Source organism: Streptomyces sp. NBC_01257 (genome assembly GCF_035917255.1).
Lineage (GTDB): Bacteria > Actinomycetota > Actinomycetes > Streptomycetales > Streptomycetaceae > Streptomyces.
Genome location: NZ_CP108472.1, coordinates 5,736,398 through 5,756,415 on the forward strand (window position 1 = coordinate 5,736,398; position 20,018 = coordinate 5,756,415).

15 protein-coding genes and 1 pseudogene are annotated in these 20,018 nt (G+C 71.3%); 7 read left to right on the top strand and 9 right to left on the bottom strand.

Annotation, left to right across the window (positions count from 1 at the left end; genetic code table 11):
- The first annotated feature begins 139 nt into the window (after positions 1-139).
- Positions 140-928 (top strand): endonuclease/exonuclease/phosphatase family protein, encoded by a 789-nt coding sequence (locus tag OG408_RS25035; RefSeq protein ID WP_326672047.1) that lies wholly within the window; start codon positions 140-142, stop codon positions 926-928.
- Positions 925-2,508: an alpha-amylase family glycosyl hydrolase gene (locus OG408_RS25040; RefSeq protein ID WP_326672049.1), complete on the top strand. Its 1,584-nt coding sequence runs from the start codon at positions 925-927 to the stop codon at positions 2,506-2,508. The genes OG408_RS25035 and OG408_RS25040 overlap by 4 nt, the downstream gene beginning before the upstream one ends.
- A gap of 76 nt (positions 2,509-2,584) precedes the next feature.
- Here OG408_RS25040 and OG408_RS25045 read toward each other — a convergent pair whose 3' ends face one another.
- Together OG408_RS25045 and OG408_RS25050 are read right to left on the bottom strand one after the other, a co-directional pair.
- Positions 2,585-3,835 carry a sugar ABC transporter substrate-binding protein gene (locus tag OG408_RS25045; RefSeq protein WP_266782099.1) on the bottom strand — a complete coding sequence of 417 codons (1,251 nt, stop codon included), beginning with the start codon at positions 3,833-3,835 and terminating at the stop codon, positions 2,585-2,587.
- 271 nt (positions 3,836-4,106) lie between these two features.
- The gene (locus OG408_RS25050; protein ID WP_326672051.1) at positions 4,107-7,334 is read right to left on the bottom strand and encodes a tetratricopeptide repeat protein; all 3,228 of its coding nucleotides are present in this window, start codon (positions 7,332-7,334) and stop codon (positions 4,107-4,109) included.
- 125 nt (positions 7,335-7,459) lie between these two features.
- Between OG408_RS25050 and OG408_RS25055 the strand changes: the two are divergent.
- Positions 7,460-7,543 (top strand): annotated as a pseudogene (locus OG408_RS25055) (DUF255 domain-containing protein); the annotation flags it as partial.
- An 84-nt stretch (positions 7,544-7,627) separates the two neighbouring features.
- Here the strand turns inward: OG408_RS25055 and OG408_RS25060 are convergent.
- From OG408_RS25060 to OG408_RS25070, 3 genes are all read right to left on the bottom strand, one after another.
- Positions 7,628-8,161 (bottom strand): hypothetical protein, encoded by a 534-nt coding sequence (locus OG408_RS25060; RefSeq protein ID WP_326672055.1) that lies wholly within the window; start codon positions 8,159-8,161, stop codon positions 7,628-7,630.
- 26 nt (positions 8,162-8,187) lie between these two features.
- Positions 8,188-8,349 (bottom strand): hypothetical protein, encoded by a 162-nt coding sequence (locus OG408_RS25065; protein ID WP_285564739.1) that lies wholly within the window; start codon positions 8,347-8,349, stop codon positions 8,188-8,190.
- Positions 8,350-8,637: 288 nt separating this feature from the next.
- Positions 8,638-9,204 (bottom strand): Uma2 family endonuclease, encoded by a 567-nt coding sequence (locus OG408_RS25070; protein ID WP_326672057.1) that lies wholly within the window; start codon positions 9,202-9,204, stop codon positions 8,638-8,640.
- Positions 9,205-9,440: 236 nt separating this feature from the next.
- Between OG408_RS25070 and OG408_RS25075 the strand changes: the two genes are divergently transcribed.
- On the top strand, positions 9,441-11,459 hold the full coding sequence (locus tag OG408_RS25075) for a thioredoxin domain-containing protein (protein ID WP_326672059.1): 2,019 nt from the start codon (positions 9,441-9,443) through the stop codon (positions 11,457-11,459).
- 6 nt (positions 11,460-11,465) lie between these two features.
- Here OG408_RS25075 and OG408_RS25080 read toward each other — a convergent pair whose 3' ends face one another.
- From OG408_RS25080 to trhA, 3 genes are all read right to left on the bottom strand, one after another.
- Positions 11,466-12,098, bottom strand: a complete 633-nt coding sequence (locus OG408_RS25080) for a TetR/AcrR family transcriptional regulator (protein ID WP_266782113.1) — start codon at positions 12,096-12,098, stop codon at positions 11,466-11,468.
- Positions 12,099-12,109: 11 nt separating this feature from the next.
- The gene (locus OG408_RS25085; protein WP_326672061.1) at positions 12,110-13,627 is read right to left on the bottom strand and encodes an MFS transporter; all 1,518 of its coding nucleotides are present in this window, start codon (positions 13,625-13,627) and stop codon (positions 12,110-12,112) included.
- 140 nt (positions 13,628-13,767) lie between these two features.
- Positions 13,768-14,469 carry a PAQR family membrane homeostasis protein TrhA gene (gene trhA, locus OG408_RS25090; RefSeq protein WP_285564736.1) on the bottom strand — a complete coding sequence of 234 codons (702 nt, stop codon included), beginning with the start codon at positions 14,467-14,469 and terminating at the stop codon, positions 13,768-13,770.
- A 209-nt stretch (positions 14,470-14,678) separates the two neighbouring features.
- Between trhA and OG408_RS25095 the strand changes: the two genes are divergently transcribed.
- From OG408_RS25095 to OG408_RS25105, 3 genes are all read left to right on the top strand, one after another.
- Positions 14,679-16,505, top strand: a complete 1,827-nt coding sequence (locus OG408_RS25095; RefSeq protein WP_266782119.1) for a phosphoenolpyruvate carboxykinase (GTP) — start codon at positions 14,679-14,681, stop codon at positions 16,503-16,505.
- A 277-nt stretch (positions 16,506-16,782) separates the two neighbouring features.
- Positions 16,783-17,310 carry a hypothetical protein gene (locus OG408_RS25100; protein WP_285564734.1) on the top strand — a complete coding sequence of 176 codons (528 nt, stop codon included), beginning with the start codon at positions 16,783-16,785 and terminating at the stop codon, positions 17,308-17,310.
- 96 nt (positions 17,311-17,406) lie between these two features.
- Complete coding sequence (locus OG408_RS25105) at positions 17,407-19,455, top strand: DUF7927 domain-containing protein (protein WP_326672066.1); 2,049 nt, start codon at positions 17,407-17,409, stop codon at positions 19,453-19,455.
- Positions 19,456-19,550: 95 nt separating this feature from the next.
- Here OG408_RS25105 and OG408_RS25110 read toward each other — a convergent pair whose 3' ends face one another.
- Positions 19,551-19,970: an SCO4983 family protein gene (locus OG408_RS25110; protein WP_266782125.1), complete on the bottom strand. Its 420-nt coding sequence runs from the start codon at positions 19,968-19,970 to the stop codon at positions 19,551-19,553.
- Between the last annotated feature and the right edge of the window lie 48 nt (positions 19,971-20,018).

The window sequence follows — 20,018 nt, forward strand, 5'->3', positions numbered from 1 at the left end:
CGCATCGAGGGCGGCGAAGTTAACGTTTTCCCGATTATGTAAGCGCATTCAGGAAGCGCATACAAGACGCGGCCTCCGCACCGGGCCGCGCGGCACGGGAGGCGGCGGAGTGACGGACACCGGACACGGACTGCGGGTCATGACCTTCAACCTGCAGGTCGACTGGGACGGCGCGCCGCACCCCTGGTCCCGGCGGCGGGAGGCCGCCGTGGACGTGCTGCGGCGCGAGCGGCCCCACCTCGTCGGCACACAGGAGGGGCTGCACGGCCAGGTGCGGGATCTCGAAGCGGGGCTGGGGCCGGACTACGGCTGGGCCGGCCAGGGCCGCGAGGGCGGCACCCGCGGCGAGTACATGGCGATCTTCTACGACCGGCGGCGCCTGGACCCCCTCGCCCGCGGACACTTCTGGCTCTCCGGCACCCCGGACGTGCCCGGCTCCAACACCTGGGGCGGCGGCTGCCCCCGCATGGTCACCTGGGTCCGCTTCCGCGACCTGGCCACGGGCGGTGAGCTGTGCGCCGCCAACACCCACTTCGACCACCTCTCCGCCCACGCCCGCGAGCAGGCGGCCCGCCAGCTCGCCGCGTGGCTGACCACCCACGCCGCCGACGTCCCGGTCCTCGTCACCGGCGACTTCAACACCCCGGCGCGCGGCCCCGTCCACACCGCGCTGCTCGCCGGGGCGGATCTGGTGGACACCTGGGACGCCGCGGCGGAACGCGGACCGGACAGCGGCACGTTCCACGACCACCTGCCGCCCGTCCCGGACGGCGACCGGATCGACTGGATCCTCGCTCCGCGCGGCACCGATGTCCGTACGGCGAAGGTCAACACCTCGGCCGAGCCGGGCCGTTGCCCCAGCGACCACTTCCCCGTCCAAGCGCTCGTGCACCTCGCACGGACCGTCCCGGAGGTTCCCGCCCCATGACCTCGTCCCGTCCCGCCCACGAGTGGCTGGCCGACGCCGTGCTGTACCAGATCTACCCGCAGAGCTTCGCCGACTCGAACGGCGACGGCATCGGCGACTTCGCCGGGATCGAGGGAAGGCTCGACCACCTCGCCTGGCTGGGCGTCAACACCGTCTGGTTCAACCCGTGTTTCGCGTCGCCGTTCGACGACGCGGGCTACGACGTCAGCGACTACTTCTCGGTCGCCCCGCGCTACGGCACCAACGACGACCTCGCCCGGCTGGTCGAGGCGGCGGGCCGGCGCGGTATCCGGGTGCTCCTCGACCTGGTGGCGGGGCATACCTCGGACCAGCACCCCTGGTTCACCGCATCGGCGTCCGACCCGTCCGACCACCGCTACATCTGGGCAGGGCCGGACCGCAGGCCGGAGGGGTTCGTCGCCTCCCCGGGCACCCGCCCGGGCTTCTACCTGCCGAATTTCTTCGAGTCGCAGCCCGCCCTCAACTTCGGCTACGGGCGCACGGACCCGGCCGAACCCTGGCGGCAGCCCGTCGACGCGGAAGGCCCGCGCGCCAACCGCGAGGCCCTCTACGCGATCATGAACCACTGGCTGTCCCTGGGCCTGTCCGGATTCCGCGTGGACATGGCGGCCTCGCTCGTCAAGGACGACCCGGGCCACACCGAGACCGTCCGGCTCTGGCGCGAACTGCGCGGCCGGCTCGACGCCGAGCACCCCGGGGCGGCGCTCCTGTCCGAATGGGGCGACCCGGCGGTCTCCGTCCCGGCCGGCTTCCACGCCGACTTCTTCCTGCAGTTCGGCGGCGGGGACGACGGGCTGCCGCTGCGCTCCCTGTGGAACAACTTCGAGGGCACCGTCAGCGAGCAGTGGGAGCCGGGGGCGCCGTACTTCGACGCCGGGGGCCAGGGGTCCCCGCAGACCTTCCTGGACGCCTGGCACCGGGCTACGGAGATCATCGGCGACGCCGGATTCATCTCGCTGCCGACCGCCAACCACGACTTCTCCCGGCTCGCGTGCGGCCCGCGCACCGCCGAACAGCTGCCCGCCGCGTTCGCGTTCCAGCTCACCTGGCCGACGCTCCCGGCGATCTACTACGGCGACGAGATCGGCATGCGGTACGTGCCCGGGCTGCCCGAGCGCGAGGGCAGCCGGCTCGGCCCCCGCTACGACCGGGCCGGCTCCCGCACCCCGATGCAGTGGGACGACTCGACCGGTGCCGGCTTCTCGACCGCGCCGGCCGAGGCGCTCTACCTGCCCATCGACCCGGCCCCGGACCGCCCGACCGTCGCCGCGCAGCGCGCCGACACCGGCTCCCTGCTCCATCTGGTGCGGCGCCTGATCGCGCTGCGCAAGGAGACCCCGGAACTGGGCCCGGCGGGAAGCACGGAGATCCTGCACGCCGGCTATCCCCTGGTCCACGTCCGGGGCGGCCGCTACCTGGTGGTGGTCAACCCCCGCAGTGAACCGGCGCAGGCCGAGGCCCCGGCGGACACCGCCGTCCCGGTGGAGGCGTCGGGTGTCACGGTGAGCGGGGGCCGTATCCACGCGGACGGCTTCGGATACGGCATCTTCCGGCTCTGACGCTGCCGGGCCGGAACACGAAGGGGCTTCCCGCGCGATGCGCGAGAAGCCCCTTCGTGTTCCGGTGCGTACCCGGTCAGTCCACCAGTCCCTCGGTGTCCTTCTGGAGCTTCGCGGCCGCCTCGGCGGGGTCGGTCCCGGCCGAGACCTTCTCCAGCGCGCTGTCCATCTGCGCGGCGAACTCCTCCCACTTCGACATCGGCGGGATGTCCTTCGCGGTGGCGAGCGACTTCTCGAAGACGGCGAGGGACTCGCCGCCGTTCTTGAGCGCGGGCAGGTCCCAGGCGGCCTTGTTGACCGGCAGCGACTTGGAGGTCTCGTACCAGCGGGCCTGCATCTGCGGCGTGGTCAGGAACTTGGTGAACTCCTGGGCCGCCGCCTTGTGTCCGCTGTCCTTGAAGGTCACCAGCGAGGCGCCGCCCACCCAGGACGTGGAGCTCTTGCCGGCCGGTACCGGCGCGACCTTCCACTTGCCCTTCAGTTGGGGCTGCTCGGCGAGGTTCTGGACGATCCAGGGCCCGGACACGAACATCGGCATCCGGTCCGCGGCGAAGTCCTTCACCACGTCCTGGCCGGGCACGAAGTTCTTCTTGGCGAGCCCGCCGTCGAAGTAGCGGCTGAACTCGGTCAGGGCCTCCACCGACTCGGGGGAGTCCAGGGCGGGCTTGCCGTCCTTACCGAGCAGCGAACCGCCGGCGGAGAAGAGGAAGGGCGCCCAGCCCTGCCAGGCCCCGGCCCCGCCGGGCTGGAGCGAGAGCCCCCACTGCGTCCCGGCCTTGTGCTGGTACGCGGAGGCGAGGGCGCGCATGTCCTTCCAGGTGGCCGGCGCCTTGTGGATGCCCGCCTTCTCGGCGAGGTCGGTGCGGTAGTAGAGGGCCCGGGTGTCGGCGTACCAGGGGACGCCGTAGGCGGTGCCGTCCACGACGTTCCCGTTCCAGGTGGCGGGGAAGAAGTCGTTCTTGTCGAAGACCTTGGTGTCCACCGGTTCCAGGGAGCCGAGTTCGATGAACTCGCCCATCATCGTGGAGCCCATCTGGGCCATGTCCGGCAGCGTCCCGGCCGCCGCGGCGGACAGCAGCTTCTGGTGGGCGACGTCCCAGCCGACCGGTGTCACCTTGATGGTGACGTTGGGGTGCTCCTTGGTGAACTCTTTGCTCACCGTCTGGATCCGGTTCCCCTCCTCACCCATGGCCCACACGGTGAGGGTCTGCTTGGAGTCGGCCTTCGCCTGACCGGAATCACCGCCTCCGCAGCCGGTGAGCGCGAGGGCCGTCACCAGGGTGGCAGCGATGCCGGCGGACCTGAAAGTCCTGACGGTGCGGGTCATGCGACTCCTCCAAGCGCTCCATGTATGCGCATCCCGTAAGCGCATACATGACCTTGCAGTACGCCTCGGGGTGACTCAAGAGGCGTACGGATAACGCTTTGGCAAACCCGCTGCGAGCCGGGGAACCGCCCGATACGGGCCCATTTCCGGCATGCGTCCCTTCCCCCGCGGGCAGCACGAGAACAGGGCCTGCCCGGCAACTCCCTCCGCAAGGAGGGAAATTGCCGCACAGACCCTGCTGCTTATAAAACCCGACCGCCCGGACCGGCGCCTACGGCCTCGCCGGGACCGCCACCCCCATGATCTCCCGGGCATGACGGGTCGGGGTCAGGCCCAGGCGCCACGCCTGCCAGCCGTCCTCCAGGTCCACGCCCCGGTTCAGGACCACCCGGAACGCCTCCGCGCAGTCCTCCAGCTTCGGGTCCCGCGTGGCGTGGCCGGCCCCGATCAGGTCGGCCAGCTCCTGCTGCGCCACCACCGAACCCACCTCGACGCCGCCCGGCGACGCGTACGGCAGCAGCGTGCAGCGCAGGAAACGGGCCCAGTCCGCGCCCCGCGCGTCGCCGTACGAGTCGAACAGCGCGGCCGCCTCACCGCACAGCTCCAGGGCCTGCGGCGCACGCTGGTTGCCCGCGTCCACGAGGGCCAGCTCCAGACACGTCCAGGCCTCCCCGTGGGCGACCCCGATGCGCCGGAAGTCGGCCCGCGCGTCCACGAGCAGCTGACGGGCGAAGCCGGAGTTGCGCAGGTTGCCCGTCTGCGCGGCCCGCTGGTCACGCGTGACCCGACCCGAATGGTGCCGGGCACACGCCAGCCCGTACACGTCCCGCATCCGAGAGAACATCGTCCGGGCCCGCTCCAGCTGCCGCACCGCCTGATCGGTGTCGCCCGACTCCTCCAGGGCCTGGCCCAGGTAGTAGAGCGTCCACGCCTCGCCCCGCGCGTCCTCGCTGTCGCGGTGCCTGGCCAGCGCCGCGTTCAACTGCTCGACCGCCGCGGCCGGATCACCGTCCAGCAGCCGGGCCCTGGCCAGCTGCGTCAGCGCCCACGCCCCGCCCCGCTCGTCCCGGGTCCGCCCGTACAGCTCCAGGGCCGTACGCAGCGCGGCCTCGGCCCGCTCCACCTCGCCCATCCGCAACAGCACCTGGCCCAGCTGGAACTGCGTCCACGCCTCCCCGTGCAGCGACTCGCCCTCGCGGTGCAGCACCAGCGCCGTGTCCAGCAGCTCCAGCGCCTCGGCCAGGTGCGCACGGTCCCGCTCCACCGCGGCCAGGGCGTGCAGCGACCACGCCCGGTCCTCCGCCTGCTCTGTGGAGGACTGCAGCCCGATCGCCTCGCGCAGCCGCGCCGAGGCCTCGGTCAGATTGCCCTGGTGGTGCAGGGTGATGCCGAGCGAGCACAGGGCCAGCGCCGTACCCGCGTCGTTCTGCGCCTCGCGGTACAGGCCGACGACGGAGGACAGCGTGGTGCGGGCCTTGTCCAGCTCACCGAGCTGACGGGCCGCGATACCGGTGCGCCACTGCACCGAACGCTCCAGCAGCCCCTGGTCGACCGCCTGCGTCAACTCGCTTATCTCGCCCAGCCGGTAGAGATCGCCACGCAGCAGGCAGTAGTCGCACAGCGCGCCCAGCAGATCGAGCACCGCGCCCTGGTCGACGCCCTCGCTGTGCCGCAGCGTGGACGTGATGAAGCTCGACTCGTCGTCCAGCCAGCGCAGCGCCGCGTCGAGGGAGCCGAAGCCGTGCGAGCCGAACTGCCCAGCCCGCGTGGACATCTTGCCGTCCACCATCCGGATCACCGCACCCGCCAGCTCGGCGTAGTTCGTGATGAGCCGCTCCTGCGCGGCCGTACGGTCCGCCGGCTCCTCCTCGTCGTGCAGCCGGGCCAGGGCGAAGCCCCGTACGAGATCGTGCAGCCGGTAGCGCGAACCGCGCACATGGTCCAGCAGCCCGGCCCCGGACAGCGCCGTCAGCAGCCGCTCCGCCTCCTGCTCGTCGGCGGAGAGCAGGGCCGCGGCCGCCGCCGCGCCCAGGCTCGCCCGCCCGGCCAGCGCGAGCCGCCGCAGCAGCCGCCGCGCCTGCTCGGACTGGTCGGTGTAGCGCAGCCACAGCGCCCGCTCCACCGGCGGGACCGGCCCGTACGCGGCGAGGTCGGCGGCCAGCGCGCTCGGGGTACGCGCCCCGAGCGAGGACCCCGCGATCCGCAGCGCCAGCGGCAGCCCGCCGCACAGCTCGGTGATCGCCTCGCTTGACGGGTAGTCGTACAGTCCCTCCCCGTCCTCCTGGGACGCCTCGCGCAGCAGCTCCTCCGCACCCGCCGGCTCCAGCGCCCCGACCTCCAGCTGATGCACCCGGGCCGGCACGGACTCCGGCAGGTCGAGCGGCTCCCGCGCGGTGACCAGCACGAGGCTGTCCGAACGCTCCGGTATCAGGGTGCGGACCTGCTCGGCGTCGCTCGCGTCGTCCAGGACCACCGTCACCGGGGTGCCGGTCAGATGCTGGTGGTACAGCTCGCTGAGCCGGCGCACCTGCTGCTCGGCGGACGAGCTGTCGCGGAACAGCAGCTGCTCGCGGGGCGCGCCCAGCCGGTTCAGCAGATGCAGCAGCGCGTCCCGGGTCGGCAGCGGCGGCTCACCGTCCGCCCCGCCGCGCAGATCGACCACGCACGCGCCCCGGAACTGGTCCTTCAGACTGTGCGCCGCCCGCACGGCCAGCGTGGTGCGCCCGGCGCCCGGCGGCCCGTGCAGCACGACGACCGTCGGCTTCGTCTCCGTCGAGGCACGGGCCGCCTGCACCCACTGGGCGATCCGTGCCAGCTCGGCGCGGCGGCCCGCGAACTTCCCGTCGGATGCGGGCAGATGGCTGAAGGACTGTTCGAGGAGCGAACGCATCCGGGCCGCCGCGCTGCGGTCCCCGCCGCGCAGTTGCGGCGCGGACCGCTCCACCGCGGCCTTCTTCTTCGCCGGGGTACGGGACGAGGCGGTCAGCATCCGCTGCTGGTCGATGAACGGGCGGATGCCCCGTACCTCCAGCGCCGTCAGCCACTGCAACCGCAGCTGCTCCGCCCCGCCCGGCTGCCCGAGCGCACCGGCCCTGCGGTGCGCGGCCGGCCAGTGCGAGGCGGTGACCTTGGCGACGGTCGCGGTGGCCCCCGCCACCGCGACGACGGCCCCGGCACCGAGCGCCAGACCGGACGCCGTACCGAGCGCCACATCCGCGCCGAAGGCCGCGGCCGCCGCAACCCCCGTGACCAGTAACGGCGTTCCCAGATTCGCCCGGCTCAGCCGCTGCCCGAGCGGCTGCTGCCCGGCCGTCGCGGCATCGAGAGCCTGGGTGTACGCGGTGTACTCGTCGCCCGCCCCGGCGGCCATCGCATCGAGAGCGGCGCGACCGCGTGCCATCAGCGGCCCGGGATCGGTCCGGCCGCCCGACCGGCGTACCTCCTCCTCCACGGCCCGTGCCAACAGCCGTTCGGCTTCCGCCCGGTGGCTGTCCCGCATGTGTGTCCCCCTCCGGATACGACGGCGGCCACCGTGTCAGCGGTCGCCGTGGTCAAGTGTCCTGCGTGCGGCGCGTCAGCGCGAGAGAGTGCGGCGATCAACCGGGCCTGAGAGAGGATGGCCCCATGCCGAATCGCCTGGACCGTGAGACTTCCCCGTACCTCCTCCAGCATGCCGACAACCCGGTCGACTGGTGGCCTGGGTCAGCTCGACCGCGATCAGGGAGCACTCCCGGCTGAACGGTTCCACCCGTGGACGGAATCGTCGTATGCGTGCCCGGCGAGCGCCTGGTGCTACCGCTCCGAACGGCGTACGAACCGCCAGCCCAGTACGGCCAGGGCGAGCGTCTGCACGAGAGACGCAAGCATGAGCAGGGGCTGAACAGCAACGGAGCACCAGAACGCGGTCGTGCAGACCATGGGGAGGACCAGGTACGTGAACAGGTCCACCGCGGTCTGAAGCCGCTTGCGCACGGTGCGGCCCGCAACGTTTCGGTGGTAGATCTCCCAGCCGAACACTGCGCCGTGGGCGGACGTGAGTTCCCCCAGACGCGGTCCCAACCGGTCGCGGACGTAGCAGCCGATTGCCGAGATCTTCTCGTCGTTGACCAGGTAGGTCCAGCCCAGGACCAGGCAGATCGCGGGGACGGACAGCAGTATTCGGGACTGTCCGCTCCGGGCGCTGATCGCCACGACTGCGGTGGCTGCGGCGAGCGTGAAGTAGAGCAGATTGTCGCGGAACCCTATGCGAGTCTTCTGTTCCTCTTTGAGGCGGTCGTACTCGACCAGCAGGATTCTGCTCTCAGTGACGTCATCCGTGGAGTTCATAGGCACTCCTATGCTCGATTTCGGGATCAGCCGGCGATCTGGAAGGGCGCCAGGCTCTCGGGGCCGCGCCGTTCGATCCAGCTCTTCCCGTCCGCCGCAATCCCATCCAGGAGGCGGAAGACGTGGGTGGATCCGGCCGCGCTGAGGTTGATCTCGGAGATTTCCTGGGACCTCTCGGTCGGTGCCACTCGTGCCCGCCTGCAGTGCCGCCTTTTGGCAGCCCGCGACCGGCGTGCTCATGGCGTCGATGGCAAAGCGGGGCTGTCGTGGCCCGTTTGTGTCGATGAACCCCAACCGGGTGCCGAGACCTGGGTCATCTCCTGACCGGATACGGCTGAACGATCACTTACAAGGCGGCATGGCATCCGCAGGCGGTGCATCCGGCCCGGGGCCGGGGAATGTTCCGATCGGCCCGCGAGCAACGACTGTGCGAGCACTACGGGTCAGATGCCGAAAGCGGGGAGAACTCTCCGCCCCTACAAGACCCCAAGATCGACGGTGATGGAGAAGGGCGCAGTGGCCTTCACTGCGCCAGTGAACATCTCGCCGTCCCTGTAAGCCTTGGTGGCGGGATCGAGGACGTACGTATAGACAATCGGGACACCGGTGGCGGTCTGCTCGATCCGCCAATAGAACTGAATGCCAGCCTTGGCGTACTGGTCCACCTTCACGATCCGGTCCGTTGTTTCCGAACCGGGCGACACGACCTCGACGACCAGGAGCACGTGCTCGGGTCGGGTGGGCGTGAGATCGATGGTCTCTGCCCGGTAGACGACGACGTCGGGACGTCGGTTGGTCAGGGGAACGTCCTGCAGGCGAACGTCGAAGTCCGTGTCGGCGTTCCACTCCGGGCCGGCGGCGGCGTCCAGGGCATTGGCCAGGATCCGGGCCAACCGGTTGTGCCGCTTCGAGGCGCTCGGGCTCACGACGACCATCCCGTCCACGATCTCGATGCCGGCACACTGTTCCTCGGACCAGGAGTCGTACTGCTCCGCGCTGATCTGCGTATGCATCCACGCGGGCGCCACCATCTCGGCGGTCATCGTGTGCCTCCTTCGCGGAGCCTCGGCAGGTCCGGCGCTGCTGCGCCCAGCCTACTGTTCCGAGGCGTCGAGCCGCCCGAACCGGAGGAGCGTCGGGAAGCCGAAACGTTTGACGCCGACTCCGAGGTGGAGCCACCCATCACGTGATGCCTCACATGCGCACTCCAGCTGAGCGGGGCAGGCTCGCTCGTGAGGGATTCGCCGGTCACGCCAGGCGTTGTGAGAGGCTGGGGCGCATGAACCGGTTGGCTGGTGTGACCTCGCCTTATCTGCTTCAGCACGCCGACAATCCCGTCGACTGGTGGCCCTGGGCGCCGGAGGCTTTCGAGGAAGCGCGACGGCGTGACGTGCCCGTTCTGCTCTCCGTCGGCTACTCCGCGTGCCACTGGTGCCACGTGATGGCCCACGAGTCCTTCGAGGACGCCGAGGTCGCGGCGTACCTGAACGCGCACTTCGTGCCGGTCAAGGTCGACCGGGAGGAGCGTCCCGACGTCGACGCCGTGTACATGGAGGCGGTGCAGGCGGCGACCGGTCAGGGCGGCTGGCCCATGACCGTCTTCCTCACCGCCGACGCGGAGCCCTTCTACTTCGGCACGTACTTCCCGCCCGAGTCCCGGCACGGGCTGCCGTCCTTCCGGCAGGTCCTCGAAGGTGTGGTGTCGGCCTGGACCGATCGCCGTGACGAGGTCGGCGAGGTCGCCTCCCGCATCGTCCACGACCTGTCCGAGCGCACGCTCGCGCACGGCGGCGAGGGCCTGCCCAGTGAGTCCGAGCTGGCGCAGGCGCTGCTCGGGCTCACCCGTGAGTACGACGAGAAGCACGGCGGCTTCGGCGGTGCGCCGAAGTTCCCGCCGTCGATGACGGTCGAGTTCCTGCTGCGCCACCACGCCCGCACCGGGGCGGACGGCGCCCTCCAGATGGCGGCCGACACCTGCGAGGCGATGGCCAGGGGCGGGATCTACGACCAGCTGGGCGGCGGCTTCGCGCGCTACTCGGTGGACCGCGAGTGGATCGTCCCCCACTTCGAGAAGATGCTCTACGACAACGCGCTGCTGTGCCGTGTCTACGCCCACCTGTGGCGCTCCACCGGTTCGGAGCTGGCCCGCCGGGTGGCGCTGGAGACCGCCGACTTCATGGTCCGTGAACTGCGCACGGCCGAGGGCGGTTTCGCCTCCGCGCTGGATGCCGACAGCGAGGACGCGGACGGGAAGCACGTCGAGGGCGCCTACTACGTCTGGACGCCGGCGCAGCTGCGCGAGGTGCTGGGCGAGGAGGACGCCGTGTTCGCCGCGGAGCTGTTCGCGGTGAGTGACGAGGGCACCTTCGAGGAGGGCTCCTCGGTGCTCCAGCTGCCGTCCGCGGACGCCGTGGACGAGGCCCGCGCCGCCGATGTGCGGGCGCGGCTGCTCGCCGCCCGTGAGCTGCGGCCGCGGCCCGGGCGGGACGACAAGGTGGTGGCCGCGTGGAACGGGCTGGCGATCGCCGCGCTCGCCGAGACCGGGGCGTACTTCGGCCGGCCCGATCTGATCGAGCGGGCCACCGAGGCGGCGGACCTGCTGGTGCGGCTCCACATGGGGCCGGTCGCCCGGCTGGTCCGTACGTCGAAGGACGGCCGCGCCGGGGCACACGCCGGGGTGCTGGAGGACTACGGCGATGTGGCGGAGGGCTTCCTGGCCCTGGCCGCCGTCACCGGCGAGGGGGCCTGGCTGGAGTTCGCGGGCTTCCTGACGGACATCGTGCTCCAGCACTTCACCGGCGAGGGCGGCCAGCTGTTCGACACCGCGGACGACGCCGAGCAGCTGATCCGCCGGCCGCAGGACCCCACGGACAGCGCAACTCCGGCGGGCTGGACGGCGGCGGCGGGCGCGCTGCTCTCGTACGCCGCGTACACCGGTTCGGAGCCCCACCGCACGGCTGCGGAGGGGGCGTTGGGTGTGGTGAAGGCGCTGGGGCCGCGGGCGCCGCGGTTCATCGGCTGGGGGCTCGCGGTGGCCGAGGCGCTGCTCGACGGGCCGCGCGAGGTGGCGGTGGCCGGGCCGGTCGACGGTGCGCTGCACCGTACGGCCCTGCTGGGGCGGGCGCCCGGCGCGGTGGTCGCGGCGGGGGAGACGGCGGGTACGGAGTTCCCGTTGCTGGCGGACCGGCCGATGACGGACGGTGCGCCGACGGCGTACGTGTGCCGGCACTTCGTGTGCGAGGCGCCGACCACCGATCCGGAGGTGCTGGCGGAAGCGCTCAGGGGCGGCGGGTCCTGAGGGGCGTCACAGCAGCAGGCCGCCCTCCAGCGTGTCGAGCGCCTCGTTGATCAGGGCGATCAGGTCGCCCTCCTGATCGTGCTCGCCCCAGTACAGCGTCACCTCGCGCAGGGCGCCGAGCACCGCCGCGACGAAGACCCGGATCCTCAGGTCGTCCGCGCCGCGGCCGGTGCGGTCGGCGAGCACCTGGGAGAGGATCTTCGCCGTGTCCGACATGGTCTCCGTCATCCGGGCCCGGATGGCGGGGACCTCGACCATCAGCCGGGTGCGCTCGCGCAGTTCCTCGTTCTCCGTGGCGATGAACGAGGACAGCGTCTCGACCATCATCAACCGCACGGATACCAGGGGCGGTTCGTCGGCCGGCCGGCTCCGCAGCGAGGCCTCCATGATCGGGTCGTACTCGTCGGTGAGGACGATGTCCTCCTTCGTGGCGAAGTACCGGAACACCGTGCTCGGGGAGACCTCGGCCGCCTCCGCGATCTGCTCGATCGTCGTCGCCTCGTACCCCTGCTCCTGGACGAGGCGGTACGTCGCCTGCCGGATCGCGACCCGGGTCCTGAGCTTCTTGCGCTCGCGCAGCCCCATCGGGGGCTGTGCGCCGGGTGCGGTGACGGCGGGGGTGCGGGAGGTGGCGGCCATGGTCTCCATTGTCAGGCATCGACGGGGGTGGCGGCCACGTCGGCGGACTCGCTCGGCTCCTTGTCCGCGGTGGTCAGGAAGGCCGCGACGAGCAGGGCGCTGACCAGTGCGGTGGCGCCGATGACGAGCATGATCAGGCTCATGCCGTGCAGATACGCGGCATCCGCGGAGTCCGCGAGCCGCTGCACACCGGACCTGGCCGCGACGGCGTGGGCGGCGACGACCGAGTCCCCGGCCGTGTCCGCGGCGGCGGCGGGCAGCCCCGTGGTGTCGAGCCGGCCACTGTAGGCGCCGGCGAGCAGGCTGCCCAGCAGCGCGATCCCGAGGGCGCCGCCGGTCTGACGTACGGTCATCAGCAGCCCCGATCCGCTGCCCGAGCGGTCCGGCGGCAGCGCGCCGAGGGCGGCGTTCATGGCCGGGACGACGGCGAGGCCGAAGCCGACTCCGGCGATGGTGAGCCACAGTGCGGTGAAGCCGTAGCCGCTGTCGACCGTCGTACGGCTGCCGAGGACCGCGGCGAAGGCGAGCACGACGAGCCCCGCGGTCATCGTGGCGCGGGCCCCGAAGCGTGCGTCGGCCGGGCCGCCCACCCGTGTGGCGAGGAGCAGTCCGCCCATCATCGGCAGCATCCGGACCCCCGTACCGAAGGCGTCGTTGCCGAGCACGGCCTGGAGGTAGCCGGGCAGGATGAACATCAGTCCGGCGAGCACGAACATCACGAGCGTCGCGGCGAGCGTGCTGAGCAGGAACGTCCGCTGCCGCAGCAGGGACAGGTCGAGCATCGGGCGGACGGCCTTGCGCTCACGCAGGACGAGCGCGGTGATCAGGGCCGCGCCCAGGGCGAGCTCGGCCAGGACCAGCGGGTCGCCCCAGCCCCGGACCGGTGCCTCGATGACCGCGTGGATCAGGATGCCGAGGCCGGTCGCGGTCAGCACGGTCGAGAAGAGGTCGACCCTGGGCGCCGCGGGGTCGCGGGTCTCGGGGAGCAGGAACACGCAGGCCGTGATGCCGATGCCGACCATCGGGACGTTGATCAGGAAGACCGAGCCCCACCAGAAGTGGTCGAGCAGCCAGCCGCCCAGGATCGGGCCGAGCGGCATGCCGAGCGCGGAGGCGGCCGAGACGATGCCGATGGCCCTGATCCGGTCCTTCGGCTCGCCGAACAGCGAGGGCAGTACGGCCATGGCGAGCGGCATCACGAGAGCACCGCCGACGCCCATCACACAGCGTGCGGCGATCACGGTGGGCACGTCGGTGGCGAGCGTGCCGAGGACGGAGCCGACGAAGAAGATGCCGAGCCCGGTGATGAGCATCCGGCGCCGGCCGAACCGGTCGCCGAGCAGACCGGCCGGAAGCATCAGGGCGGCGAACACGACGACGTAGGCGTCGGCCATCCACTGCTGTTCGCCGGTGGTGGCGCCGAGATCGCCGGCCATGGTCGGCAGTGCCACGTTGAGGATCGTCATGTCGAACCCGAGGACGAGCATGCTCGCCACCAGCGCGCCCAGGGCCCACCAGCGTCGGTTCATGATGTTCTCCTTTGAGAGTTGCAGTCAAGTGACAGTAACTCTCAAAAGAGGGTGAGTGTCAATCTGATTCGGGCATGCGAAAGGGCCGCGGCCGGTGAGCCGCGGCCCTTTCGGGGGAGGTTCTGGGGTCTTTGGGCGGGTCAGTTGTGGTTGTACGCCACCAGGGAGATGCCGACGTAGTGCACGACGAAGGCGGCGAGGGTCAGCGAGTGGAAGACCTCGTGGAAGCCGAAGAAGCGCGGGGACGGGTTCGGCCGCTTGATGCCGTAGATGACGCCGCCGGCGCTGTAGAGCAGCCCGCCGACCACGACGAGCACCAGCACCGCGATGCCGCCGGTCCGCATGAAGTCGGGCAGGAAGAAGACCGCGGCCCAGCCCATCGCGATGTAGCAGGGGGTGTAGAGCCAGCGCGGGGCGCCGACCCAGAAGACCCGGAAGGCGATGCCCGCGACCGCCGCCGCCCAGACCGCCCACAGGAGCGGCGTCCCGGTGGACTCGGGCAGCAGGAGCAGGGTGAGCGGGGTGTAGGTGCCCGCGATGATCAGGAAGATGTTCGCGTGGTCGAGCCGGCGCAGTACGGCCTCGCCGCGCGGGCCCCAGGTGCCGCGGTGGTAGACGGCGCTCACGCCGAAGAGCAGGCACGCGGTCAGGATGTAGATGCCGCAGGCGATCCGGCCGCGGCTGCTGTCCGTGAGCGCGACGAGGACGATGCCCGCGATCAGGACCGCCGGGAACATGCCGGCGTGCAGCCAGCCGCGCATGCGTGGCTTGAGCTCGACATCGTCGGTTCCGGCGGGTTCCAGCCCGGTGGGCTCGGGTGCGGCGGCGGCGGCAGCAGTCATTCCCGCATCGTACCTACGCCACCGTAGGTATCGGATACGAGTGGCGATGCTCACGTGGGCGGCCCCCTGGACATATGGGCGGAACGGTCGGATGATCAAATGAGTGCGGTCGGCACCGGATGAGCGCCAAGGAATTCGAAGGGGTAGAAGCATCCGGGTCGCAGCCCCCACGGGGCCTACCAAACAGACACCCTCATCAAGGAGCGATCGTGGCGCGCGACATCGCGGCTCCCCTCACTGTTCCCACCAACCACCAGGAGCTCGTCTCCTGGGTCGACGAGATCGCAGCCCTCACCGAACCGGACCGAGTGGTCTGGTGCGACGGCTCCGAGGCCGAGTACGAGCGCCTGTGCGGGGAGCTCGTGGCCAAGGGCACGTTCACCAAACTCGACGAGATCAAGCGCCCGAACTCGTACTACGCCGCCTCCGACCCGAGCGATGTCGCGCGCGTCGAGACCCGGACGTTCATCTGCTCCGCGAAGGAGGAGGACGCCGGTCCGACGAACCACTGGAAGGACCCCGCCGAGATGCGGGAGATCTTCGTGGGGGACAAGGGTGTCTTCCGCGGCTCCATGCGCGGCCGCACCATGTACGTCGTGCCCTTCTGCATGGGCCCCGTCGGCTCGCCGCTCTCCGCGATCGGCGTCGAGATCACCGACTCCGCGTACGTCGCCGTCTCGATGCGCACCATGACGCGCATGGGACAGGCCGTCCTCGACGAGCTCGGCACCGACGGCTTCTTCGTCAAGGCCGTCCACACGCTGGGCGCGCCGCTGGAGGAGGGCCAGGAGGACGTCCCGTGGCCCTGCAACTCCACCAAGTACATCTCGCACTTCCCCGAGGACCGCGAGATCTGGTCCTACGGCTCCGGCTACGGCGGCAACGCCCTGCTCGGCAAGAAGTGCTACGCGCTGCGCATCGCCTCCGTCATGGCGCGCGACGAGGGCTGGCTCGCCGAGCACATGCTGATCCTGAAGCTCACGCCGCCGCGCGGCGGGTCGAAGTACGTCGCGGCCGCGTTCCCCAGCGCCTGCGGCAAGACCAACCTCGCCATGCTGGAGCCCACGATCTCCGGCTGGACCGTCGAGACCATCGGCGACGACATCGCCTGGATGCGGTTCGGTGAGGACGGCCGCCTCTACGCGATCAACCCCGAGGCCGGCTTCTTCGGCGTCGCGCCCGGCACCGGCGAGCACACCAACGCCAACGCCATGAAGACCATGTGGGGCAACTCCGTCTTCACCAACGTCGCGCTCACCGACGACGGCGACGTCTGGTGGGAGGGCATGACCGAGGAGCTGCCGAAGCACCTCACGGACTGGAAGGGCAACGACTGGACCCCCGAGTCCGGCACGCCCGCCGCCCACCCCAACGCCCGCTTCACCGTCCCGGCCGGCCAGTGCCCGATCATCGCGCCCGAGTGGGAGGACCCGAAGGGTGTGCCGATCTCGGCCATCCTCTTCGGCGGCCGCCGCGCCTCGGCCGTCCCGCTGGTCACCGAGTCCTTCAACTGGCAGCACGGCGTCTTCCTCGGAGCCAACGTCGCCTCCGAGAAGACCGCCGCCGCCGAGGGCAAGGTCGGCGAGCTGCGCCGCGACCCGTTCGCCATGCTGCCGTTCTGCGGCTACAACATGGGCGACTACATGAACCACTGGCTGAAGGTCGGCGCGGACAAGCCGGACCAGTCGAAGCTGCCGAAGATCTACTACGTGAACTGGTTCCGCAAGAACGAGGCGGGCAAGTTCGTCTGGCCCGGCTTCGGCGAGAACAGCCGCGTCCTGAAGTGGATCGTCGAGCGCCTGGAGGGCAGGGCCGAGGGCGTCGAGACCCCGATCGGCATCCTGCCGGCCAAGGGCTCCATCGACACCGAGGGCCTGGACCTCTCCGAGTCCGACCTGGACTTCCTGCTCAAGGTCGACAAGGAGGTCTGGCGCGAGGAGGCGGCGCTGGTCCCCGAGCACCTCAACACCTTCGGCGACCACACGCCGAAGGAACTGTGGGACGAGTACCGGGCCCTGGTCCAGCGCCTGGGCTGACGCCCCCTTCCGACTCCGTGGCCGGGCTCCCGACATCCGCCCTGACCTGTGGGGTCAACGACCCGCCGCGGTAGGGACGTGCACGAACACGCCCCTGGCCCCCGGAACCCTGATCAGGTTCCGGGGGCCGTCCCTTTTCCCGGGGCGCGGACACCGTCCGTGCCCCGGCCGGCCCTGTTCGTAGTCGGGTTGTGACCGGCCGGAGCTGTCGGGACGGGCAGGCCCGGGCCTACTTTTGACCGGGCCGTACCGGGGGGTGCGGGGGTTGTGGGGGGCCATGACGCTGCAGGACATACCGCCGTATCCGGACCGGCACACCGGCATGCCGCCGGAGCTGCGCACCCGCATGCCGCTGTGGGTGATCCTGGCCGCGGTGACGGCCACGCTGCTGGCCCTGTCACCGGTCGCGCTCGTGGTGGCGTTCATCTACGTCTGGGACAGCAACCACAAGGACCTGCGTTTCCCGTCCCAGGACGTGAGCGTCACCTCCTGCCGGAAGGACCCGGTCACCGGCGGCCCCGTGGCAGGGGTACGGGTGGTGAGCCGGGCGAAGCGGCCCGGGACCTTCACGGTGTACGTCGGGTTCCGTGACCCGCGGGGCAAGCGCGGCGGCGAGGGCCCGAGCGAACCGGCCGGGAAGCGCACCGTGGTCTTCGAGGACCTGGCGGTGGGCGCGACAGCGACCCGAGAGGTCGCGGGACCGGTCCCGGTGCGGGGCGGGCCGCAGTGCGTGGTCGCCGACGTGACGTTCCTGTCGACCGCCCTGGCCGCCGAGGCGTCCGCGTCCGCGGCCGCCGCACCCTGAGGCGGCCGCACCTCCGGGGCCACCATTCGGCCGTCGCTGCGGCGTGTCGGCCGGGTGCGCACCGTGGGCTGTGCGCAACGTTTTTAACGTAATGTCATGAAAAGATATGAACGTCTGCGGCGTGCTCCGGTGCTCGCCGTCACCGCGTCCGCCGGAACGGCCCTGGGCCTGCTCCTGACCGCGGTGCCGACCGCCGCCGCTCCTCCGTCGCCGCGGGCGGTGGGCGAATCGGTGCTGCTCGACGAGACCTTCTCCGGCACCTCGGTGCCCGACCCCGGCTTCGTTCCCCTGGACAACGCCTGTCTGACCGGTGCGTCGGCGGAGCCCGCGGCGGGCGAGTCCCAGGTCGGGCCCTGCGACGACCCCGACAGCCAGACGACACCGCCCGTGCCCACTCCCGGCGAGACGCCCGGCTGGCTCCAGCTCACCGACCACGACTACTACCGGGTCGGCGGGATGCTCTACAACCGGCCGCTGCCGGGCAACGGCGGCCTCGACGTCACCTTCGAGCAGTACCAGTACGGCACCAACGACTCCGGCGCCGACGGCATCGGCTTCTTCCTGGTGGACGGCTCGGTCGACCTGACCAGGGCCGGAGCCGACGGGGGCTCGCTCGGCTACGCCCAGCGCAACCTGGTCCCGGGAGTCGACGGCGGCTACCTCGGGGTCGGCCTCGACGCCTACGGCAACTTCGCCAATGACGCCGAACTCCGCGGCAACAACTGCCCCGACGACCAGAAGTCACCGGTCACCAGCGCGCTCCCGGTGACCGACACCGTCACCCTGCGCGGTCCCGGACAGGACGACGACGGTTACTGCTACCTCGACTCCACCATCGAGCCGGACGACACCCAGGCGTCGGGCTTCCGCTCCACCCTGCCCGGCAGTCTCCGGCAGCAGGGCACCGATCCGCTGCCCGCCAAGCGCACGGTGCACGTCACGGTCAGCCCGGACACCCGGCCGACCGTCGCCGTGGAGATCGACTTCAACGACGGCGCCGGCCTCCAGCCCGTGCTCTCGACGCAGATGACGGCCGACGCGCCGCCCACGTACAAGTTCGGCTTCTCCGGTTCCACCGGAGGCAGCATCGACACCCACCTGATCCGTGGGCTCCAGGCGCGCTCCGTCACCACCCTCGACCAGCTGAACCTGGTCAAGACGGTCGCGCCCCCGGACAACGCCGCGACCGAGCCGTTCGAGGTCGGCGACACCGTGCACTACGAGTTCCTGGTCACCAACACCGGCACCTCGGAACTCACCGACGTCCATGTCGCCGATCCGTCCGTGACCGATGTGGAGTGCCCGGACGACACCCTCGGACCGATGGGCTCGCGCACCTCGTCCATGGTGTGCACGGGCACCCATGTCCTGACCGAGGAGGACGTCGTCAACGGTGACACCTTCACCAACACCGCGACGGCGCAGGGCGATCACGAAGGCGACGACGTGACCTCCAACGAGTCCTCCGCCTCCGTGCCCGTCAAGGAGCGGGAACAGGCGCTGGAGATCTCCAAGAGCGCCGACCGGCAGACCGCCGAACAGGGCGACACGGTCACGTACACGATCCGGGCCGAGAACACGGGTGAGACCACCCTGAGCCCGGCCCACCTGACCGACGACCTGTCCGGAGTGCTCGACGACGCCGCGCTCACCGGCGGCCCGACGGCGACCACCGGCACGGCCCGGGTCACGGGCGACACGCTCGACTGGTCCGGGGAGCTGGCGCCCGGTGCCACCGCGACGATCACCTACACGGTCACCGTCGACGACCCGGACACCGGCGACGCGGTCCTGCGCAACGCGGTCACCTCGAACACGCCCGGCGCGCGCTGCGCCACGGAGGGAGCGGCGGCCGACCTGCCCTGCGAGGTGGAGGTGCCGGTGACCATCCCGAGCCCGAGCCCCACTCCGACCCCGACCCCGACGCCCACCCCGACCCCGACGCCGACTCCTACGCCCACCGGTTCGGATTCGCCCGGGCCCAGCTGGAGCCCGGCACCGCACCCCTCGCACCACAAGCCCGGCCGGCCCGGCGGTGACCTCGCCGACACGGGAAGTGCCACCGTGGGGATCGGCCTCGCGGCCGTACTGCTGCTGCTCGCCGGCCTCGCCATGGTCCGCTTCCGGACCCGCGGCAGGCACTGACAAGGCGGCCGCCTCGTTCCGTAGGACCTGCGGAACCTGCGGCCGGATGGGTGGCACCCGGTCCACGCGCCTCGACGGCCCGTGGACCGGGGCCGTCAGAGGGCGCCGACCAGCCGCGGCGGGGCGGCGGGGGAGTCGGCGGCGGCCGCGGCGGAGACCGCCGCGGTGTGGGCGTCCATACGCTCGGCGGAGAGGATCGCGACCACGGTGTCGGCGCGGGACGCCGCCACCACCAGGGCCCGGCCCGCGAGGGCGTGGGCGCGGCGGTGGAGGGTGACCGGGGGCGCCTCGCTCAGACCGGCGTGCCGGGCGGGCGGTGCGCCGCGCAGCCTGGCGACCTGTTCGGCGATGCGGTCGCCCGCCTCGGCCAGACCCAGTTCGTCGGTGACCGCGAGCAGTGCGGCCAGGTGCCCGGCGAGCTGGATGTCCAGCTCCTCCTCGCGGGTGCGGTGCGGGAAGGCGTCGGCGTGGTCGGCCGGTGTGTGGACCGATTTGGTGCGGATCGGTTCGTACATGGATGGCCTCCTGGTGGTGCTGTGGGAACCATCCTAGCTTGGATTCAG

Excerpts from the sequence above, each read along its gene's own strand:
- OG408_RS25035 (WP_326672047.1), top strand. The coding sequence starts at position 140 with ATGACCTTCAACCTGCAGGTCGACTGGGACGGCGCGCCGCACCCCTGG.
- OG408_RS25040 (WP_326672049.1), top strand. The coding sequence starts at position 925 with ATGACCTCGTCCCGTCCCGCCCACGAGTGGCTGGCCGACGCCGTGCTG.
- OG408_RS25045 (WP_266782099.1), bottom strand. The coding sequence starts at position 3,835 with ATGACCCGCACCGTCAGGACTTTCAGGTCCGCCGGCATCGCTGCCACC.
- OG408_RS25050 (WP_326672051.1), bottom strand. The coding sequence starts at position 7,334 with ATGCGGGACAGCCACCGGGCGGAAGCCGAACGGCTGTTGGCACGGGCC.
- OG408_RS25060 (WP_326672055.1), bottom strand. The coding sequence starts at position 8,161 with ATGAACTCCACGGATGACGTCACTGAGAGCAGAATCCTGCTGGTCGAG.
- OG408_RS25070 (WP_326672057.1), bottom strand. The coding sequence starts at position 9,204 with ATGACCGCCGAGATGGTGGCGCCCGCGTGGATGCATACGCAGATCAGC.
- OG408_RS25075 (WP_326672059.1), top strand. The coding sequence starts at position 9,441 with ATGAACCGGTTGGCTGGTGTGACCTCGCCTTATCTGCTTCAGCACGCC.
- OG408_RS25080 (WP_266782113.1), bottom strand. The coding sequence starts at position 12,098 with ATGGCCGCCACCTCCCGCACCCCCGCCGTCACCGCACCCGGCGCACAG.
- OG408_RS25085 (WP_326672061.1), bottom strand. The coding sequence starts at position 13,627 with ATGAACCGACGCTGGTGGGCCCTGGGCGCGCTGGTGGCGAGCATGCTC.
- trhA (WP_285564736.1), bottom strand. The coding sequence starts at position 14,469 with ATGACTGCTGCCGCCGCCGCCGCACCCGAGCCCACCGGGCTGGAACCC.
- OG408_RS25100 (WP_285564734.1), top strand. The coding sequence starts at position 16,783 with ATGACGCTGCAGGACATACCGCCGTATCCGGACCGGCACACCGGCATG.
- OG408_RS25105 (WP_326672066.1), top strand. The coding sequence starts at position 17,407 with ATGAAAAGATATGAACGTCTGCGGCGTGCTCCGGTGCTCGCCGTCACC.
- OG408_RS25110 (WP_266782125.1), bottom strand. The coding sequence starts at position 19,970 with ATGTACGAACCGATCCGCACCAAATCGGTCCACACACCGGCCGACCAC.